The 19,765-nt window shown below is 32.5% G+C and carries 16 protein-coding genes and 1 pseudogene; 11 read left to right on the top strand and 6 right to left on the bottom strand.

Features of this window, described 5'->3' with window-relative positions; genetic code table 11:
• Positions 1-219: 219 nt before the first annotated feature.
• From GN138_RS04380 to bshC, 6 genes are all read right to left on the bottom strand, one after another.
• Positions 220-450, bottom strand: a complete 231-nt coding sequence (locus GN138_RS04380) for a DUF3820 family protein (RefSeq protein WP_157362478.1) — start codon at positions 448-450, stop codon at positions 220-222.
• Between the two features lie 39 nt (positions 451-489).
• Entirely contained in the window at positions 490-1,032 is a 543-nt protein-coding gene (locus GN138_RS04385; RefSeq protein ID WP_157362480.1) for a DUF922 domain-containing protein, read from the bottom strand.
• Positions 1,033-1,170: 138 nt separating this feature from the next.
• Complete coding sequence (locus tag GN138_RS04390; RefSeq protein WP_197429312.1) at positions 1,171-3,087, bottom strand: LysM peptidoglycan-binding domain-containing protein; 1,917 nt, start codon at positions 3,085-3,087, stop codon at positions 1,171-1,173.
• Between the two features lie 14 nt (positions 3,088-3,101).
• Positions 3,102-4,637 carry a glutamine-hydrolyzing GMP synthase gene (gene guaA, locus GN138_RS04395; protein ID WP_157362484.1) on the bottom strand — a complete coding sequence of 512 codons (1,536 nt, stop codon included), beginning with the start codon at positions 4,635-4,637 and terminating at the stop codon, positions 3,102-3,104.
• Between the two features lie 152 nt (positions 4,638-4,789).
• The gene (locus tag GN138_RS04400; RefSeq protein ID WP_157362486.1) at positions 4,790-6,160 is read right to left on the bottom strand and encodes a pyridoxal phosphate-dependent decarboxylase family protein; all 1,371 of its coding nucleotides are present in this window, start codon (positions 6,158-6,160) and stop codon (positions 4,790-4,792) included.
• Positions 6,161-6,163: 3 nt separating this feature from the next.
• Positions 6,164-7,774, bottom strand: coding sequence for a bacillithiol biosynthesis cysteine-adding enzyme BshC (gene bshC, locus GN138_RS04405; protein WP_157362488.1), 1,611 nt, complete (start codon positions 7,772-7,774; stop codon positions 6,164-6,166).
• Between the two features lie 278 nt (positions 7,775-8,052).
• On the opposite strand from bshC, the gene GN138_RS04410 reads away from it, so the two are divergent.
• From GN138_RS04410 to GN138_RS04460, 11 genes and pseudogenes are all read left to right on the top strand, one after another.
• Positions 8,053-10,533: a M14 family metallopeptidase gene (locus tag GN138_RS04410; RefSeq protein WP_157362490.1), complete on the top strand. Its 2,481-nt coding sequence runs from the start codon at positions 8,053-8,055 to the stop codon at positions 10,531-10,533.
• 119 nt (positions 10,534-10,652) lie between these two features.
• Positions 10,653-11,303: a peroxiredoxin-like family protein gene (locus GN138_RS04415; protein ID WP_157362492.1), complete on the top strand. Its 651-nt coding sequence runs from the start codon at positions 10,653-10,655 to the stop codon at positions 11,301-11,303.
• 242 nt (positions 11,304-11,545) lie between these two features.
• Positions 11,546-13,336 (top strand): helix-turn-helix domain-containing protein, encoded by a 1,791-nt coding sequence (locus GN138_RS04420; protein ID WP_157362494.1) that lies wholly within the window; start codon positions 11,546-11,548, stop codon positions 13,334-13,336.
• A 110-nt stretch (positions 13,337-13,446) separates the two neighbouring features.
• On the top strand, positions 13,447-14,529 hold the full coding sequence (locus GN138_RS04425; RefSeq protein ID WP_157362496.1) for a serine hydrolase domain-containing protein: 1,083 nt from the start codon (positions 13,447-13,449) through the stop codon (positions 14,527-14,529).
• 9 nt (positions 14,530-14,538) lie between these two features.
• Positions 14,539-15,405 (top strand): SDR family oxidoreductase, encoded by an 867-nt coding sequence (locus tag GN138_RS04430; protein WP_157362498.1) that lies wholly within the window; start codon positions 14,539-14,541, stop codon positions 15,403-15,405.
• Positions 15,402-16,019, top strand: a complete 618-nt coding sequence (locus tag GN138_RS04435; protein ID WP_157362500.1) for a CatB-related O-acetyltransferase — start codon at positions 15,402-15,404, stop codon at positions 16,017-16,019. Before GN138_RS04430 ends, GN138_RS04435 begins: the two co-directional genes overlap by 4 nt.
• Before the next feature lie 195 nt (positions 16,020-16,214).
• Positions 16,215-16,859 (top strand): hypothetical protein, encoded by a 645-nt coding sequence (locus tag GN138_RS04440; RefSeq protein ID WP_157362502.1) that lies wholly within the window; start codon positions 16,215-16,217, stop codon positions 16,857-16,859.
• 36 nt (positions 16,860-16,895) lie between these two features.
• Positions 16,896-18,020, top strand: coding sequence for a serine hydrolase domain-containing protein (locus tag GN138_RS04445; RefSeq protein WP_157362504.1), 1,125 nt, complete (start codon positions 16,896-16,898; stop codon positions 18,018-18,020).
• Between the two features lie 301 nt (positions 18,021-18,321).
• A pseudogene (locus GN138_RS04450) lies at positions 18,322-18,692 on the top strand (VOC family protein).
• Between the two features lie 4 nt (positions 18,693-18,696).
• Positions 18,697-19,023 (top strand): hypothetical protein, encoded by a 327-nt coding sequence (locus GN138_RS04455; protein ID WP_157362506.1) that lies wholly within the window; start codon positions 18,697-18,699, stop codon positions 19,021-19,023.
• A gap of 172 nt (positions 19,024-19,195) precedes the next feature.
• Positions 19,196-19,738, top strand: coding sequence for a DUF4287 domain-containing protein (locus GN138_RS04460; protein ID WP_157362508.1), 543 nt, complete (start codon positions 19,196-19,198; stop codon positions 19,736-19,738).
• The last annotated feature ends 27 nt before the right edge of the window (positions 19,739-19,765 follow it).

A 19,765-nucleotide genomic window follows, 5' to 3' on the forward strand; every position in this document is an offset into this window, starting at 1 on the left:
AACTTTCAGTAAGTGTTTGCTAAAATGATTAATGTTTCTTTTTATTGACCTTTATAGGTTTACTTTATGTTTCATTAATCTAAGGACTGTTATGACTTCCTTCAATAATAAGACACTAAAGTTTAAAAAAAGTCACGTCCTTCTGCTTTAATGGTATCTAACTCGTAGTTACCAATGCTTCACAATGAAATGTAAAGGCAAACTATAAAAGAAGAACTATTACCGATTTGCAAAATCGCGTCTAATGGTTCTAATCATATCTTCTAAACCATTAACCTTAATTTCTAACATCTGTTTCATCATGCTACCTAACTTACCTGGTGGAAACCCTTTATGTTGAAACCATACATAATAAGCTTCAGGTAAATCTACTAAATATTGATTTTTATACTTACCAAATGGCATTTTATAGTGCGCTAACTCAATAAGTAGTTGTCCATCTAATTCCATAATAAAAATTAAGATTGCAATGCGTTATAACATGCAAATCTAGAGGGAGGATTTATAAATATCTAGCTTTGCCAATTCTTTTTCAACATAGTTCGACCATCTTTTTTGCTGATCAGCATCAATTGAATGTTGCGTTTCTTTATCGTACTTATGCTGCGCAGTACTAAGCTCAGCATTAATATCTTCATGTAATTTGTTTAACTGTTTTTTAATATTTTGATTAACCTGAAGTTCTGAAATCTGTTCTCTAAACTTACGTGCATATAGTTCTGTAATATCAAAATGAAGTTGCTCATGTTCCAAAATATGAATATTACTCTGATCCTCTTTATACCAAGATTTATTAGGATAAAAATGTGCTTCTACAATAGTAGAAAACTCTATAATATGTTTACCTGATGTTTGAACAGAATAACCAAACGTTATACCCGAAGCTGTTAAAGCTACCGCATCAGAATTATTATTTGGCGTTGCTTTAAAATCTTCCCAAGTTAGTTTCTTGTCTGCATCCCAATTAAGCGTTTCCTCATTAGGTTTACTACCAATAAAAAAAACGAATAAACATAGTATTATATTTTTCAATGGACAAGAGGATTAAAGTGATTACTATACTACATTAGGATTGCATACCTTTTAAAATAACGTCGTTTATTAAAAATTATTCTATTTTTTTAAACTTAGCAAATCAAGTTAAATTAAAGTATAACTCCCTTACAATTATTACTTTGCCTCAACAACCTTTAAATCATCAAATTTAACAACGTAAACAGCCTGGTTAACATAGCCTCCAAAAAAGTCTGTAGTATATCTAAATTTATTTTCTATATATTCAGTTTCTACAGTATCACCAGATGCTTCATATAAATTCTCTGCAGAGGCTAAACGCATTAATAAATCTAAAGTGATATCAAAACCACGAGCCACGTATTTGCTTGGTGTAACACCATATTCTTTTCTATAAGCCTTTACAAATCCATTTGTTTTAGATTCGTCATAATCTCTATGAACAGAAGCATAATGAAATTTTAAGTTAGACAAATTAATATTATCAATATCTTTACTTTCAAATGCCTTACCTTTTTTTAATGTCGTTAAAATTATTTCTGTTTTATCTACATTAAAACCATTAAGCATACTAATAACACTAGATGCAAAAGAATCGTTATCCGTTTCTAAAAAGACAATAGTTTTACCTGGTTTAAAAACGTTCTGTAATTCTGAATGATAAATAAAGAAGGCATCCTTGGTTTTATTTTTCTTATCTAATCTTGAAAGAATTAATTTAGAACCCGGAAACTGCTTTTGTAAAGCCTCACTATCTGCTTTATTAGCACGATCCGAAATAATTACAACCTGTACTTTTAAACTATCCGCTTTTATAAAATCTAACATTGTTTTTCTTAACAACTTATCTTCTGGTAATGTTTGAAAAACATTGCTATACACTTGTTTTGGCTTATTCATAGCTGCGATAACCGGAACTCGGTCACCTTTTAAAGCCGATGCCACACGATCAAAACTTTCCTCTTGCATTGGTCCAATAACCGCATCGTAATCTGAAAAATCATTTTCAGCTAATAATTTTGAAGTAATTGCAGAATGATAACGCGTGTCAAAAACCTTTAAGTTTGTAGATATTCCTAATTGTTTAGCAGAATCTAACGCCATTAAAACACCAACATGAAAATCTAAAACTATAGATAATAGTTTGTTGTTTTTTATACGATCTTTTGCTTCTTCTACAGAATCTACATCAATTTTGTGCAATTGATAAGGCATCATTAACGCAATTTTTTTAGTTTTAAAATTGGTAAGATTACGCTTTAAGTCTGTTGTATTAATATTAGAATTGATTGTTGCAGCAATTCTTGTTTCAGAACTCTGAGGTATTTTTAACACCATACCTGCCTTTAAACCAGATGTTTTTAAATCTGGATTTAGTTGCTCTAGCTGCTCTTGTGTTAAGTTTAATTTACCCTTTAAACCATAAAACGTTTCTTTTGGCAAAACTTCATAATATCCATAAGACGCTTCTATAGGTTTTTCGTCTGTATCTTCTATATTAGGAACATTAAGGGTATCTCCAGGTTGTATAACCTCATTCATATTAGGATTTAAATCTTCTAATTCTGAGACAGAAATACCAAATTTATAAGCAATTCTCCACTTCCCTTCAGATGGTTGAACCGTATATTTTTTTACGGTATTACTCAATGTTTGTTTTGATATTATGGTTCTATATTGAGGAATTCTTAATTTATCACCTTTTATTAGGTTTTCTGAATACAATCTACGATTTGCCTTTTTAAGCTCTTCTTCAGAAATACCATACTGTTTAGTAATACTATATATAGTTTCTTTTCTTTTAACTTTATGAGATTTATAACCTGTTAGTTCTCTACTATTTTCTACAATTGGTTCATTCTTAATTTTAGAATTAGGAATAATTAAAACTGAATGTGTTTTAAAATTATTTTTAGCATCCGGATTTAATGCATAAATATCAAAAGGCGTCACCAAATATTTTTTAGCAATTATCTCAACAGTTTCACCTGGTTGCACTTTGTGTTCAACATAGTTTTGAGCACTTAAGCCAATGGTAAATGCAATTAATAAGATGGTTAAAATATGTTTCATGTATATATTACTTTTTATTCCCATTCTATAGTAGCGGGTGGTTTAGAGCTAATATCATACACAACCCTATTAACACCTTTTACTTTATTTATAATCTCATTTGAAGTTTTTTGCAAAAACTCATATGGTAAATTTACCCAATCTGCAGTCATTCCGTCTGTACTTTCTACAGCTCTTAAAGCTACACATTTTTCATAGGTGCGTTCGTCTCCCATTACACCTACACTATTCACTGGTAATAACATAGCACCTGCTTGCCAAACTTTATCGTACAAATTCCAAGAACGAAGGTTATTAATAAAAATAGCATCTACTTCTTGTAATATACGTACTTTCTCTTCAGTTAGATCTCCAAGGATTCTAATTGCTAATCCTGGACCAGGAAATGGATGACGACCTAACAATTGACTATCCATATTCATTGATGCACCAACGCGTCTAACTTCATCTTTAAATAAAGCTCTTAATGGTTCTACCACTTTTAGCTTCATATAATCTGGTAATCCTCCTACATTATGATGACTCTTAATAGTTGCACTTGGGCCTCCTGTTGCAGATACACTTTCAATTACATCAGGATAAATAGTACCTTGTGCTAACCATTTTACATCTTCAATTAAGTGTGCTTCATCATCAAAAACTGCAATAAATTCTGCTCCAATTGCTTTTCTCTTCTTCTCTGGATCACTCAACCCTTTTAAAGCCTCCAAAAAGCGTGCCGAAGCATCTACACCTTTAACGTTTAATCCCATGCCTTCATATTGATGCAGTACATCTACAAATTCATTTTTACGCAATAAACCGTTATTTACAAAAATACAATATAGGTTTTTGCCAATTGCTTTATGCAATAACATAGCTGCTACAGAAGAATCTACACCTCCAGATAATCCTAATACAACTTTATCATTGCCTAGTTTTTCCCTTAGTTCTTGCACTGTTTCTTCTACAAACGCATTTGGCGTCCAGTCTTGATCGACTTTGGCTATTTTAATTAAAAAATTATGAAGCAATTGATGACCATCTGTTGTGTGATACACTTCTGGGTGAAACTGAATAGCATAGGTTTCTTCACCTTCAATTTTATAAGCGGCATTTTTTACATCACTTGTACTTGCCAACAATACACCATTAGTTGGTAATTGTTTTATAGTATCACTGTGACTCATCCATACTTGGCTGCCTTCGTGTATATTTTCAAAGAAATCTTCGTTCTTTTTTACAAAATCGAGATTGGCTCTTCCGTATTCTCTAGTGTTAGACTCCGCAACCTCACCACCAGAAAAATGGGCTAAGTATTGCGCACCATAACAAACGGCAAGCATTGGTTTTTTTCCTCTTATACCATCTAATTCTGGATGAAGTACATCTTCTCCTCTAACAGAATTTGGGCTACCAGATAAAATAACAGCTTTAAAGCTATCTGAATCTGAAGGAATTTTATTGAATGGGTGAATTTCGCAATAGATGTTTAATTCTCTAACGCGACGCGCAATAAGCTGTGTGTATTGCGAACCGAAATCTAAAATAAGGACTTTGTTGTGTTGCATGCGCAAAAATAAGGATAGATTTGCGAACTACGTTTTACGATTTACAATTTTTTTAAATTAAGTTTTTAACATAATATCAGCATTCCTGTTATTAAGTTAATTCTTTCAAAATTTAAAATAATTTATAAAATTAACACGTCCAAACTTTTAGTTTAAACCATAGTCTCTAAAATCAACTGAATGTCCTTTTCTGTGGTATCTGGATTGATAAAACAGAAACGAGAACAGGTTTCATATGTATCACCATTTTTCCACTTAGTTGGTGTAACTAATGCAAATCCTTTATCGTGATTTTCGTATGTCCAATGTGTATAATCTTCTGGCTCCCATCCTATTCTTCTGTATAAAACACAAGATAAACTTGGCTCTCTAACCAATTCTAAATCTGGATGCGCTTCTATTAAACGACCTGCTATTTGTGCCAATTCCAAACCACGTTCTACAGCTTCTTTATAACGGTCTGTACCATGAGTTGCCAAAGAAAACCATAAAGGTAAACCTCTTACTCTTCTTGTTAATTGAATTTGATAGTCTGTTGGATTAAATCCGTGTGCACCTTCGTCTTTAAAAATTTCTAAATAAGACCCTTGTTGCGAATGGGCATTTTTTGCCAACTCCATATTCTTATAAATAACCGCACCACAATCGTATGGCGAAAACATCCATTTGTGAGGATCTATAGTTATACTATCAGCTTTTTCTATACCTTTAAATAAATGGCGCACGGAATCTGCAACCAAAGCGCCTCCACCATAAGCAGCGTCTACATGAAACCATAGATTCTCTGCTTCACAAACTGCTGCAATACTATCTAACTCGTCAATAATACCTGCATTTGTGGTTCCTCCAGTTGCCACAACAGCAAATAAACATTTACGTTGATGCTCTGTTAATGTAGAAATAGTTTCCATTAAGGCATCACCTGTTAAATGCTCCTCAGAGTCTACCAACAGTATATCTACATCTGCTACTTTGGCCATAGATTTTATAGAAGAATGCGCACCTAATGATGTAATTATTAACCCTTTTTCTCTTTTAAATTCTGGGTTTTCTCTCCAATGTTCTCTTGCAGTGACTATCGCAGATAAATTAGCTGCTGTACCTCCACTAGTAAAAACACCAAAAGCACCTTCTGGTAAGCCCGTTAAGGATACAATCCATTTCATAGCTTCGTTTTCACAAAAAATGCCACCTGCACCTTCCATCCAATACGCACCATGAATACTAGAAGCCGACGTTATTAAATCGAACATAATAGCAGCTTTAGTTGGTGATGCTGGCACAAATGCTAAATTTCTAGGATGATCAACTGGCACATTTGTTTTTGCTAAATGCTCTTTCCAAAGGTTAAAAGCGTACTCTCCACCAACTCCCTTTGGTGTTACGGTTTCTCCAACTAAGGCTAATAATTCTTCTGATTTTTTTGGTTTACCTATTTGATGTTCGGTTGCAGAAACTCTTCCGATAACATACTTCATGACATCTAATGTCATTTCAATTAACTCAATATCAATATGATGCATTGATTATTTTAAATTTAATATTAGAAATTCACCTTTTAAAGGTTCTAAGGCTTTTAATAATTCAGGAATTAATTGGTCTCCAAACTCTAAATATAACTCGGAAAAATTGGTATTTCGTTCTTGTAAACTTTGATTAGGAAACAACTGTTCTTGCAATTCTGTACAACGGCTAATTTGGTCTGCTAATTTTCGCTTTTGTGCTTGTAGTAGACGTTTTTCGAGATGTTTTAAGCCTTTTAATTGTTTTACTTCTTGCGCTTTTACAGCACCAATAAATGATTTATCGGTTTGTTCTGCTAATTCAAAAAGAGATTTAAACTGAGCTTCTAAATGCGCTATTTGGTCTGAAAAGTCAATATCTATATTAGAAATTTTTCTAACCTTTTTATTGATAAACTCGTGTCTATCTAAAAATAAGTCTTTATCTGAAATATTTAATTTTTTAAGCTTTTCAGCTTGTTTAGCTGTTTTTATTAAAGCTGAATTTCTCAATAACAGCATTGGAAATGTAACGCTCTGCGCTTCAAAATTAGATTTTAATTGCAACCAATAAATCATTTCGCCACCTCCACCAATATAACAGAGATTTGGCAAAATCACTTCTTGATATAAAGGTCGCATAATGACGTTAGGCGAAAAACATTCTGGTGCTTCATCTAGATGATTTAGAAGTTCAGTCTCGCTCCATTGGATATCTGAATCTAAAACTGAATAGGCACCTTCATTTTCAACAATACGTTCGCGCAAGCCATCTTTTATATAGAATAGATTAATTTCTCTTGGATTAACCTGAATTTTTAAATCTAATTCTTCTAACTTATTATTGGTTTTAGATACTGTTTTAAATGCCGTTTGTTCTAGCATTTCCTTTTTCATCTGTGGTATAAACAAACGTTTTAATGCGCTATCATCCGCATCTATAATCACTAAGCCGTGTTCGCCAAACAATTCATTTGCCAAATAGCGTGTCGCATCAGCTAAATTATTATGTTTTAGATACGCTTCCTTAAACCATGTTTTTAATTGTTCGGCATTACTTCCTTCTCCAAATTCTAAAGAAATAATTTCAAACACATCGTCTAAACCTTCCGTGTTAAAATGACCGACAGCACCTGTTTGGTTAGAATTCCACTGTATTTTTTTTCCTTTAAAATTGAAGAAATTGATTTCTTCAAAATCGTGGTCTTCTGAAGCCATCCAATAGATTGGTACAAAGTTATAATTGGGATATTCTGCTTTTAACTGCTTTGTTAAATTTATAGTTGAAATAATCTTGAACAAAAAATAAAGTGGTCCTGTAAACAGGTTTAATTGGTGACCTGTTGTAATGGTAAAGGTATTTTCTAGCTTTAGCTTTTCAATGTTTTTAGAAGTTACATCTGAAGGATTAAGGTTCTTATATTGGTGTTCTAAAACCTTGGTGATGTGATTTCTCGCTTCGCTTCGAAATGACTTAGACTTCTCTTTTATCTGAGCTTCAAAATTTTCAAGCTTAGGAAAACGATGGTAAAAATCTTTTAATTCTGGTTTTTCAGCGAGATAATCGCATATAAAATCAGAAAAATAATGGGTTTCCTTAAATGGAATATAGTTGGTGGTTGGTTTGGAATTCATTTATAAAATCAAAATTTCTATTCTACGTCCGTTCGAGTGATTTTCTTTTTAAAATCGTATCGAGAACTTAGCTCTAATTGAAATTAAAGTTCTCGATACAAATTCTATTCATTGCAATGATAGAATCCACTCGAAAAGACGTTATTTATATCATTGTAAAATAACAAATCATAATTTCGGCATAAAGATAAGGTTCTTCAATTTTTTATCTGCTAATTTTTAGTTAATTCAGTTGCACTAACTATCTTTACTTGCTTACAACCTTAATTTAAATTACAATGCAAAAATTAGTCTTCGTTTTATTGGTCGTTTTTGGCAGTCTATCCTTAACATCAGCACAAACTATTCCCTCTCTTAATGACGTTTTAGGTTATGATATTGGGACACAGTTTAGTAGAAATCATCAAGTTATTGAATATTTTAAAGCTGTTGAAACTGCTACTCCTAACCAAGTAAAATTGGTTAACTACGGAAAAACCAATGAACGTAGAAACATGTATTTAGCTTTTGTTACGAGTGAAGCTAACATGAAAAATCTCGAAACCATAAGAGAAAACAATTTAAAAAATGCTGGTTTATTAGATGGAGACCCAACAGCTACTGATATTGCTATTGTGTGGCTTAGTTATAATGTGCATGGTAATGAAGCATCTAGCTCTGAGGCTGCCATGCTAACTCTATATAAATTACTAACTGAAGAACAAGATTTACTAGAAAATACGGTTGTAATTATGGATCCTAGCGTCAATCCAGATGGTAGAGACCGTTACATTAATTGGTATAACGAAACCAAAAGCGAACCTTACGATATAGACAAACAAGCCAGTGAACACAACGAACCTTGGCCAGGCGGACGACCAAATCATTACTTGTTTGATTTAAATAGAGATTGGGTTTGGGCAACACAAGTTGAAACACAACAACGTTTAGAGGTTTATAATTCTTGGATGCCACATGTGCACGTAGATTTCCACGAGCAAGGTATTAACGAACCGTATTATTTTGCGCCTGCAGCAGAACCGTTTCATGAGGTAATTTCAGATTGGCAACGCGATTTTCAAACACAAATTGGTCAGAACCATGCTAAATATTTTGACAAAGAAGGTTGGTTATTTTTCACTAGAGAACGTTTTGATTTATTGTACCCAAGTTATGGTGATACCTATCCCACTTTTATGGGTGCCATGGGAATGACCTACGAGCAAGGTGGTCATGGTATGGCAGGTTTAGGCATCTTAAACGATGAAGGTCATGTTTTAACTTTGGTAGAGCGCTTAACTCATCATACAACCACAGGAATTTCTACTGTAGAAATGGCTTCAAAAAATGCCAAACAATTAAATATTGAGTTTGGTAAATTCTTTAAAAATGATAATCTCAAATATAAAAGCTACGTTTTAAAAGGGAATGAAGACAAAATTAATCGCTTAAAAACCCTTTTAAATAAACATCAAATTTCATTTGAAAACGCAACTAGCTCTAAAGTTTCTGGCTACCATTATGCTACAGGAAACCAAGGTAGTTTTAATGTAGATGCTAATGCTTTGGTAGTACATTCTAACCAACCCAAAGGTAAAATGGTTAAAGTTTTATTTGAACCAAACACATTGCTTTCAGATTCGTTAACCTATGATATTACGGCTTGGTCACTACCTTATGCTTATGGATTAGACGCTATCGCCACAACTTCTAAAGTGAGCAGTAGTAAAACAGCGAGTAAAAAATCGCTTATGGTTTTAAATGATGCTTATGGTTATGTGAGCAAATGGAATTCTATGGAAGATGCACAATTTTTAGCAGCATTATTGAAGCACAATTTTAAAGTACGTTTTACAGAAAAGTCATTTACTTCTAATGATAAAACCTTTGGTCGTGGTTCTTTAATTATCACTAAAGGCGACAATAAACATATTGAAAAAATGGTTTCAAAATTAAATGCTCTTGCACAAGAACATGCACAGCCTTTAACAGAAATCACTTCTGGATTTTCTCAAAAAACACCAGATATTGGCTCACCAGATATTAAGTTAATCAACCAACAAAAAATTGCGGTGCTTTCTGGTGAAGGTACATCATCCTTAAGTTATGGTGAGATTTGGCATTTCTTTGAGCAACAATTACATTACCCAGTAACTTCTATAAATACAGATGATTTAGGTAAAACCAACCTAAATAAATACAACGTTTTAATTATACCAAATGGTTATTATGGCAAAGTATTAACTGGTGACAACATAACGAAATTAAAAAAATGGGTAAGGTCTGGCGGAAAAGTAATTGCTATTGATGGTGCACTTAGAAGCTTTGCTGGTAAAGACGGATTTAGTTTAAGCTACAAAGATGCTGATGATAATGAAGACGACAAAAACTTAACACCTTACGCTCAGCGTGAACGCGAATACAGCAACCACTTAATTACAGGTGCCATTTTTAATACTAAAGTAGACGCTACGCATCCTATGGCTTTTGGTTATGATGATAATTATTTCACTTTAAAACTAGGTAGTTCTGCATACAATTTATTAGATAGTGGCTATAATGTGGCTTACTTAAATAACACCAAAATCTATTCTGGATTTGCAGGTAAAAATGCCGTAAAAAATTTAGACCAAACTTTAGTTTTCGGAGAAGAAACTATGGGAAGTGGTAGTTTTATTTACATGGTAGACAATCCTCTTTTTAGAAGCTTTTGGGAAAACGGTAAGTTGTTTTTTGTGAATTCTATATTCTTAGTCAACAACAATGCTTACGAGTTGTAAACACTACTTAAAACGTTAATTAAAATTAAAGAATAACTTCAGTTATTAGATTATGGGTAAATTGAATTTTTTATTGAAGCATTATTAAAAAATTAGTCAAATTAAATACCTAATATGAAATGAAAACCCTAAAAGAACAAACCGACGCCAAAATTGCAGCAGGACGAAACGCAAAACCAGAATTTATGCAAGGTGTTGATGATGTTATAGCCAAAGCAAAAGCCTTTGAAGACGGAAAAGATGCGCTTAAAATTGGCGATAAAGCTATTGATTTTGAATTACCAAATGCAAAAGGAGAAGTAATTGCATTAGCCAATTTATTAGAAAAAGGACCAGTTGTTGTTACATTTTATCGTGGGAGCTGGTGTCCATATTGCAACTTACAATTAAGAGCATTGCAGGCTAAACTCAATGAGATACAAGCTTTAGGTGCAAGCTTAGTTGCTATTAGCCCAGAAGTGCCAGATGATTCTTTAACTGAAAACGAAATTAGTAAAATGGAATTTACAGTGTTGTCGGATCAAGATGCTAAAGTTGCCAGACAATATGGCGTGGCTTGGGAAGTCCCAGAATTTTTAATGGAACATATGCGTGTAGATCGAGGACTAGATTTAAAGACTATTAATAATGGTAATGCTAATGTTCTACCTATTCCTGCGACATTTATTTTAGATACAGAAGGCATTGTAAAATGGAATTACGTCAATGTAGATTACAGAACGCGCTCTGAACCAGATGAGATTATTGAAGCGCTTAAAAGTATGAGTTAAGTAATTACAGAGTATTTGGAGTTATAGTAATAAATGGTGTTTCAATTTATTAACAATTGATGATAAAAATATAAATATTTAAGAGTGAGTCACTTGACTATAAACCTCGGAAAAACTACCTTCGTTTAACGTTGGATATAAAACATTGAAACGCTTTTATATTCGCGAGACATTGCCAATAATGCGAGAGTAAGAATGTGTATACAACAACGAATAATGTATGCTTCTAAATTTTGTGAAATTTGAATAATCAAAAATCCATAGCCGTCCTTCCTTTCGTCAATATGAGCAGTGATATTGAAAACGAATATTTTTGCGATGGAATTACGGAAGAGATTATTAATGCACTCACAAAAGTAAAAGGCTTAAAAGTAATTGCAAGAACCTCATCTTTTGCTTTTAAAGGAAAGGATATTGATATAAGAATAATTGGTGAGCAATTAAATGTGGATACCATTCTTGAAGGAAGTATTAAAAAGTTTCAAGAAAAGGTGAGAATCACGGCTCAATTAATTGATGTTAAGGAAGGGATTCATTATTGGTCTAAAAGATACGATAGGGAATTAATAGATATTTTCGATTTAGAAGATGAAATAAGTCTTGCTATTGCAGACGAAGTAAGAAATAATTTTGGGCATTTTGATATTGAAGATACTTTAGTAAGTAAAAAAACAAATAGTTTAAAAGCATATGATAATTACTTAAAAGGGCGTTATTTTTTTTTCAAATGGAATCTTCCTGCTATTGAACAGGCTATTTCCTTTTTTAAAGAAAGTATTAAATATGATTCAGAATATAGCGAACCTTACTTTAGTATAGGATTGTGTTACAGTCTTCTTGCTGCATGGGGTTATCTACCTAAACAAGAAACTTTTTCTAAAGCAACAAATTACTTAAATCTTGGAGCTGAAATAAATTCTGAATCCGTAGATGGGTATTTTGCCCTTGCTGCTAAGGAATTTTGGGGGAATTGGAATTCTAAATTAGCGTATGATTATCTTCAAAAAGCCCTAAATATTAACCCGAAATCCTCAGAAGTGTTAGATTTTATGGCAGAAATACATCGTTCAACGGGTGATTTTAAAAAGGCCATAAAATTAAATGAGCAAGCCCTCTTATTGAATCCATTATCAGCCAATGCTAATTATACGCGTTCAACATTACATTATTTAAATAATGAGGCAGGTGAATCTCTTAAATACATAAATAAAGGGCTCGAACTAGATGCAGATTTCAGTTTATTTCATAATTTAAAAGCTCTTGTATTAATTCAATTGAACGAAAGAGAAGAGCTTTTATACTTTTTAGATAATGAAAATAAAATTCCATCCTTAAAAAAAATTGCATTAGCATTATTCGATTTATATAATAAAGTTGAAAATGCAAGCTTAAAAATTAACAATATAATAGGTGAATTAAAAACATTGAAATCGCCTTTATTATATCCTTGGGATATCTATTTAAATTTATATTCCAATGAAAAAGAAAAAGCAATAAGTTTATTAATTGATAAAGTAGAGCGTAGAATGGGACAAGTTGTTTGGTATAAATACGATCCTTTTCTTAAGCCTATTAAAGAAGAAATTTTACAAAAGGAAGAATTGAAATCTAATTTTGTATTCAACGCAGCAAGGTTTCATCAGAATGAACAAAATGATAGCTCTAAAAAAGATTATTTTGAAAAAGAAGAAATAAATAACTTAATAGATAACCTGAATACAATCATGGAATCTCAACATCTTTATTTGAATCAAGATTTAAATTTGAGATCACTTGCAAAACAAGTAAATCTTCACCCAAATAAATTATCTTGGTTATTAAATGATTGTATAGGTTATAATTTTAATGACTTTGTTAATTCTTATCGCTTAAATCATTTTAAAACAATAGCCTTAGACCCTAAGAATTCTCACCTTACTATTCTTGGGCTGGCTTATGATAGTGGCTTTAATTCTAAAAGCGTTTTTAATACTTTTTTTAAAAAAACTGAAGGCATTACACCTAGCAAATGGGTACAAAAACACTCTAAGTAAATTACTTTTCATTTCAAATTCCGAACGTTCTAAATTATAATTTAGCACGACTCATAACTGATTATACGTCAATTTTGCAGTATCAAACAATCAATTAAAAACGAACAGTTATGACAACATTACACAAATTATTAGTCGCTTTAGCCATTAGCATGGTCATCCTTTTTACATCATGTTCAACAGATGATGACAACAACACACCAGCAATCAACTACACTACTGCTGAAAATTTATTAACCGACATAAACTTTCAAGGCTATGCTATTATCACAAAAAATGGAAATGATTTGGTACGTCAAGGGTTTGGCTTAGCCAATGAAACTACAACATTGTCGCAAGATTACGAACTAGCATACCGAATCGGTTCAGTATCTAAAACGCTCACAGCAGCAGCTGTTGTTCAATTAAAGCGTGATGGTTACGTAACCAGTTTTAATCAAACTTTAGATGAATTCGATTCTGAATTCCCAAACGGTGATCAAATAACAATCGCACATTTATTATCTCATCAATCCGGTATTCCAGATTATCAATTTATAGTTGAAGATGCCTTTGAACAAGGTGAAATTCTAGATGAAGAAGATATTTATGAAGTTATTACATATTTGATTTCTGAAAACGGTCTCAACTTTGCACCAGGCGCAAGTAAACAATACAGCAATTCAAATTACCTCATTGCAGCATTGTTGATTCAGGAATTAACTCAAATGCCTTATCATAATTATATTCAACAAAATATCTTTAACCCTTTGGAAATGGGTGATACACTCAAAGGAACTGACGCTATCAACCCTAACACGCATGCTGAAGGTTACAAGGATGGCAATGCAAACAGCACTTACCCTATAGCTGTTGCTTTTGGCGCTGGCGATTTTAGTAGTACACCAAAAGATATGGAAACGTGGACGAATGCTGTAAAAACAACCTGGTTTACAACCGTAGAGAAAGACGACATATTCGCGCAAGATGTACCAAGTGGGTATGTTGACTTTGGTTTAGGTTGGTTTACCACGCAAGAAGGCAATACAACACTTTATTGGCATGGTGGCGATATCAATGGTTATTGGAGTATGATTGGCTTTATACCAGAATACGATGCTACAATTGTACTATTAAGCAATAAGCAAGATGATACTGGCATACAACGTAATACTATTATTGAACAACTACTAACAAACGAGTTTAACCAATAAATTACAGGCATGCAACATACCAACGTTTTATTGGCAGGTGCTACAGGTTATTTAGGCAAGCATTTATTAAAGGTTTTAATAGAAAAACAAAACCAGGTTGTTGCTATTGTCCGTAAGCTAAATCAGTTAGATAATCCTAATGAAAACTATCTGGAAATTAAGCAAGCCGAAGTCACCAAACCCGAAACTTTACGAGACATTTGTAAGGGCATAGATACGGTCATTTCAACCGTTGGTATTACAAGGCAAAAGGATGGTTTAACGTATATGGATGTCGATTATCAAGCAAATATGAATTTACTTGAAGAAGCTAAAAAGTCTGGTGTAAGCCACTTTGTTTATGTGTCTGCTATTAATGGCAATAAACATCGACATTTGAAAATTTTTGAAGCCAAAGAAAAGTTTGTTGATGCTTTAAAAACATCAGGATTGAACTATACCATTGTAAGACCTAATGGTTTTTTCTCTGATATGAAAGACTTTCTGCAAATGGCAAAATCTGGTCGTGTGTATTTATTTGGATCAGGCAATCAAAGATTCAACCCAATTCAAGGAGAGGATTTAGCAAAAGCTATTGTCGATAACTTAGAGGATTACAACAACGAACTAACCGTTGGAGGTCCTGATATATTAAGCTTAAATGATATTAGTAAACTAGCTCTGACTTCATTAAACAAGCCTATAAAAATAACGCATTTACCAGATTGCTTAAGACGATTCACTATTTGGACTTTAAGAACATTTACCAGTGTAAAAACCTATGGACCGATTGAATTTTTCTTAACCTTAATGGCAGAGGATAATATTGCACCAACTTATGGAGATTATCATTTAAAAGACTATTTTAGAGAAGAAGCCAACACACTAGAGATATGAACATACCAGATCCAAATACCGTTTTTCCGTTAGCCAATTACGATAAGTTGTGCTTTTTGAAAAACTACATTAACAATCCTAATATTGAAGTTGACGATTACACCTATTATGACGATTTTGAAGATGTTTCTAACTTTGAAAAAAACGTCAAATATCATTTTGATTTTACAGGTGATAAACTCATCATTGGTAAGTTTTGCATGATTGCTTCTGGCGCAACTTTTATTATGAATGGTGGTAATCATTTAACCGAAGCCACATCTGCTTACCCTTTTGCCATTTTTGGTGGTGCATGGCAACATGCAATGGATGGCAAAAGCTATCCAACCAAAGGGAATACTATAATTGGTAATGATGTGTGGATTGGACATGATGCTACCATCATGCCTGGTGTAACCATTGGTGATGGCGCAATAGTAGCCACAAAAGCAGTAGTTACAAAAAACGTAGAACCCTATACTGTTGTTGGCGGTAATCCTGCAAAACCGATTAAAAAACGTTTTTCAGAAGACATCATTTGTAAATTATTAGAACTTAAATGGTGGGATTGGGATATCGAGAAAATCACAAAAAATGTAGACAAACTCACTTCGCATCCCGAGGCGTTGTTATAAATAAACCCTAAGAACTAATAAAAGGCTTAATAGTAAAACTGTTAAGTCTTTTTCTTTTCATATAAAAATTAAGGATTAGTACTAAATATCAAAAAGGTACCGAATCATAATTCAGAACGATTAGTCTTCACTTCTACTGCATCTTTGTACCATCAAAACATCAATCAAAAAACGAACAATTAAATATTTATCAAAATGAAAAAACTATTAATCATCTGCCTGTCACTTTTTACATTTAACGCTTTTGCACAACAGATCTCAGAATCATCTAACCAAAGTGACAATGAATTAAAATACAGAGTTAGCTTTCCTGCTATTATCTTATCCAATATTGGTGACGGAGGCAAAAGAACTAATACGCAACACATTGAATTACACGTTAAACGTGAGCTTGACGCTAAAAATATCGTTGGTGTAAAATTTGCTACTTGGCGCTTATTTCAACCTATGGGAATTCAATGGTGGGATGGACTTACAGATAAAATAGATACTGAAACCGAATTTTATCCAGGGTATTTACGCGAAACAGGTATAGGTATTTCATATCAACGTATGCTATGGAAAGGGTTATTTGCTTCGGTTGAAGTTTTACCATTATACAAAACCTATTTAGATCTTAATGACAAAAAAATAGCCAACGGATTCAAACTCTACAACTCATATCATATTGGTTATCATTTTGCTTTTGGTAAAAAGAAACAGTTTTTTATAGAGCCGCAATTTCATTGTAATGTTTGGCATTTTGACACCAATACGCCAGATTCATTTAAGCAACTCGACAATAAATGGGATTCCTATTTCTTATTTGAACCCAACCTTTATATTGGAATAAAATTTTAACTTATAAAACCATCTTAAAATTCTAAAACTAACATTATGAAACATCTATTTCTAGGTTTAATATTTTTAGTTGGATTATCAGCTATTGCTCAGCAAACAACAGAAACAACAATTAAACAACGATTTAAAACCGAATTAGAAAAGGAAAATATTAAAAGAGGAATACTACACGTATATTCTGGATCTCTTGGTATTAACATTCAGATTGCGGAAAGTAAAGAAGATTCTATTGCAATAGATCACCCCTTTTACACAGCTAGCATTACCAAGATGTTTACGGCAACAGCAATAGGTATTTTAAAGGATCAGAATAAATTAAATTTTGAAGATAAAATCGCTCAGTACTTACCAGATTCACTGATGAACAACCTTCATGTACTTGATGGCAAAAACTATTCTCAAGATTTAACCATTGCACATTTATTACAACACACCTCTGGTTTACCTGATTATTTCACAGATGAAACTAATGACGGAAGTCCGAATATCATCAATCAACTATTGATGAATCGCAATAAATTGTGGTCTGCAGAAGCACTGATTCAATTTTCAAAAGAAAAAATGACACCTCATTTTATTCCTGGTGAAGGTTATCATTACACAGACACAGGGTATGTGCTTTTGGCGTTGATAATTGAAAACGTTAGTGGTTTATCGTTAAATGAGTTCTTTAGTCAGCATATTTTTCAACCCTTAAAAATGAATAGTTCTTATGTCAACTTAAAGTCATCTTCTATAGAAAACAACCTTCCAATCGTTAAGTTCTATGCTAGTCAATACGAGTTGTCATCACTTAAAAGCTTAAGTGCTGATTGGGGCGGAGGCGGTTTAGTCTCAACAGCTCAAGATTTAATTACGTTTTTAAAAGCTTTTAATAATAATGCCATTGTAAAAAAAGATACACGTTTAGCTATGAAAAATTGGGTAACTGAAACTAAAGGTATGGAATACGGTTTTGGGATAAGACAAGTTTCTATTGGTGAGTTAACTGATACAGAATCAGATTTACAACTTATTGGTCATTCTGGTGCTACTGCCTCGTTTTTATGGTATTGCCCACAATTAGACACATACATTTCTGGTACATTAAATCAGTTAGAAGCTTCAAAAAATGCATTGATTTTGGTTAATTATATACTTGAAACAATAGAAAATGACTAAATATTGTCAAACTTAACATCGTATTATAAAAATTGAACACTATTGCCAACAAAGTATAAAAGTAATAGCGGTTTTGGTGCCAACCTGAATCGCTATTATAATTTAATTATGTAAATTGTCAAACGGAAGAGCAGTGCATTTTAATCCACTACTACTCTTATACAAACCATTAAACGAATGTTCAAAACCGAATTAAAATTAAAATCTTAATTTAACCAACATATTATACCCATTAAAAAAAACAACTACTAAAAGTCATAATCAAAACTTTCATTATCTTTAAGTCTAACTAAATAAGATTATGAAACTAGGCGCATTTTCAGTAAGTCTTGCTGTAAAAGACATAAAGGCATCAAAAACATTTTATGAAACTTTAGGGTTTTCCGTTTTTGGTGGTGATTTAGAAAAAATTACCTTATTATGAAAAATGGTGAATCATTGATTGGTTTATTTCAAGGTATGTTTAAAAATAATATCCTCACCTTTAATCCTGGTTGGGACCAAAACGCTAATACTTTAGAAAATTTTGATGATGTTAGAACTATTCAAAAAGCTTTAAAATCTAAAAACATAACATTTGAACATGAAGCTGATGCCTCGACTTCTGGACCTGCAAGTTTTGCTGTGTTAGATCCAGACGGCAACGCTATTTTAGTTGATCAACACATATAAAGTTATGAATTGGGATGAAACCTTAAAATTATATGACGGAATTACAAATGCTTGTCATGGCTTTGAGCGCAAAGGCAAAAAAATGATTTACACCTCTTCTAATGGTTATATGTTTACATTACTTAATAAAGCAGGTGAAATTGGTATACGTCTACCAAAAGAAAAAGCGGCTAAATTTATGGAAGAACATAATACTGGGTATTATTATTCTTATGGGGCAAAAATGAAAGATTATGTCTTGGTACCTGAATCCCTTTATACAGAAAAAGCGTTATTAGTAAATTATTTTGAACAAAGTTTTGATTACGTTAATAGTTTACCTTCTAAATAATTAAAATAGAAAATACCAAATAAGAAAACAGACTAACGTGTAACAAGATAATAATACAATTTGCATTCTATTGTGTCTAACGGCTCTGTTCATATTACTGATATTTGTGTTCAATTATAAGACACACATTTTTGTAAAAAGTCACGTTTAACCCTTTTAAAAACAATAACTCATGGAAAAAGCCTTACAAACAATGATTAATAATATGCCTGCAAAAACAGGTAAATCTTTAGAGCAATGGAAATCTATATTAAAAGAAAAAGCATTTGCTAAACACTCAGAAGGCGTTAATTTTTTAAAGAAAGAACACGGAGTAACTCATGGTTTCGCCAACACCATTGTAACACTATCTAAAGAAGAAAATCATTCGGAAGACGATTTAGTTGCTAACCAATATAAAGGCAAAGAAGCTTTGATTCCTATTTATGAAAAACTGCATTCTATAATTGAAGCGTTTGGAGACGATGTAACTATTACACCAAAGAAAACAAGTGTTAGCTTTATTAGAAAGCGACAATTTGTTCTTATTAAACCAGCTACTAAAACCCGAATAGATTTAGGATTAAAACTACCTGAAAAACCAACTACAGTTAGACTAGGTAATTCTGGTCCATTTGGTACAATGTGCACGCATCGTGTACAAATTACATCGGTTAATGATTTAGATGATGAATTAATTTTATGGATGAAAGAAGCTTATGAAAAAGCCGAGTAATATCACATACTCATGCAGTTAAATATT

This window comes from Winogradskyella endarachnes, from assembly GCF_009741275.1.
Classification (GTDB): domain Bacteria; phylum Bacteroidota; class Bacteroidia; order Flavobacteriales; family Flavobacteriaceae; genus Winogradskyella; species Winogradskyella endarachnes.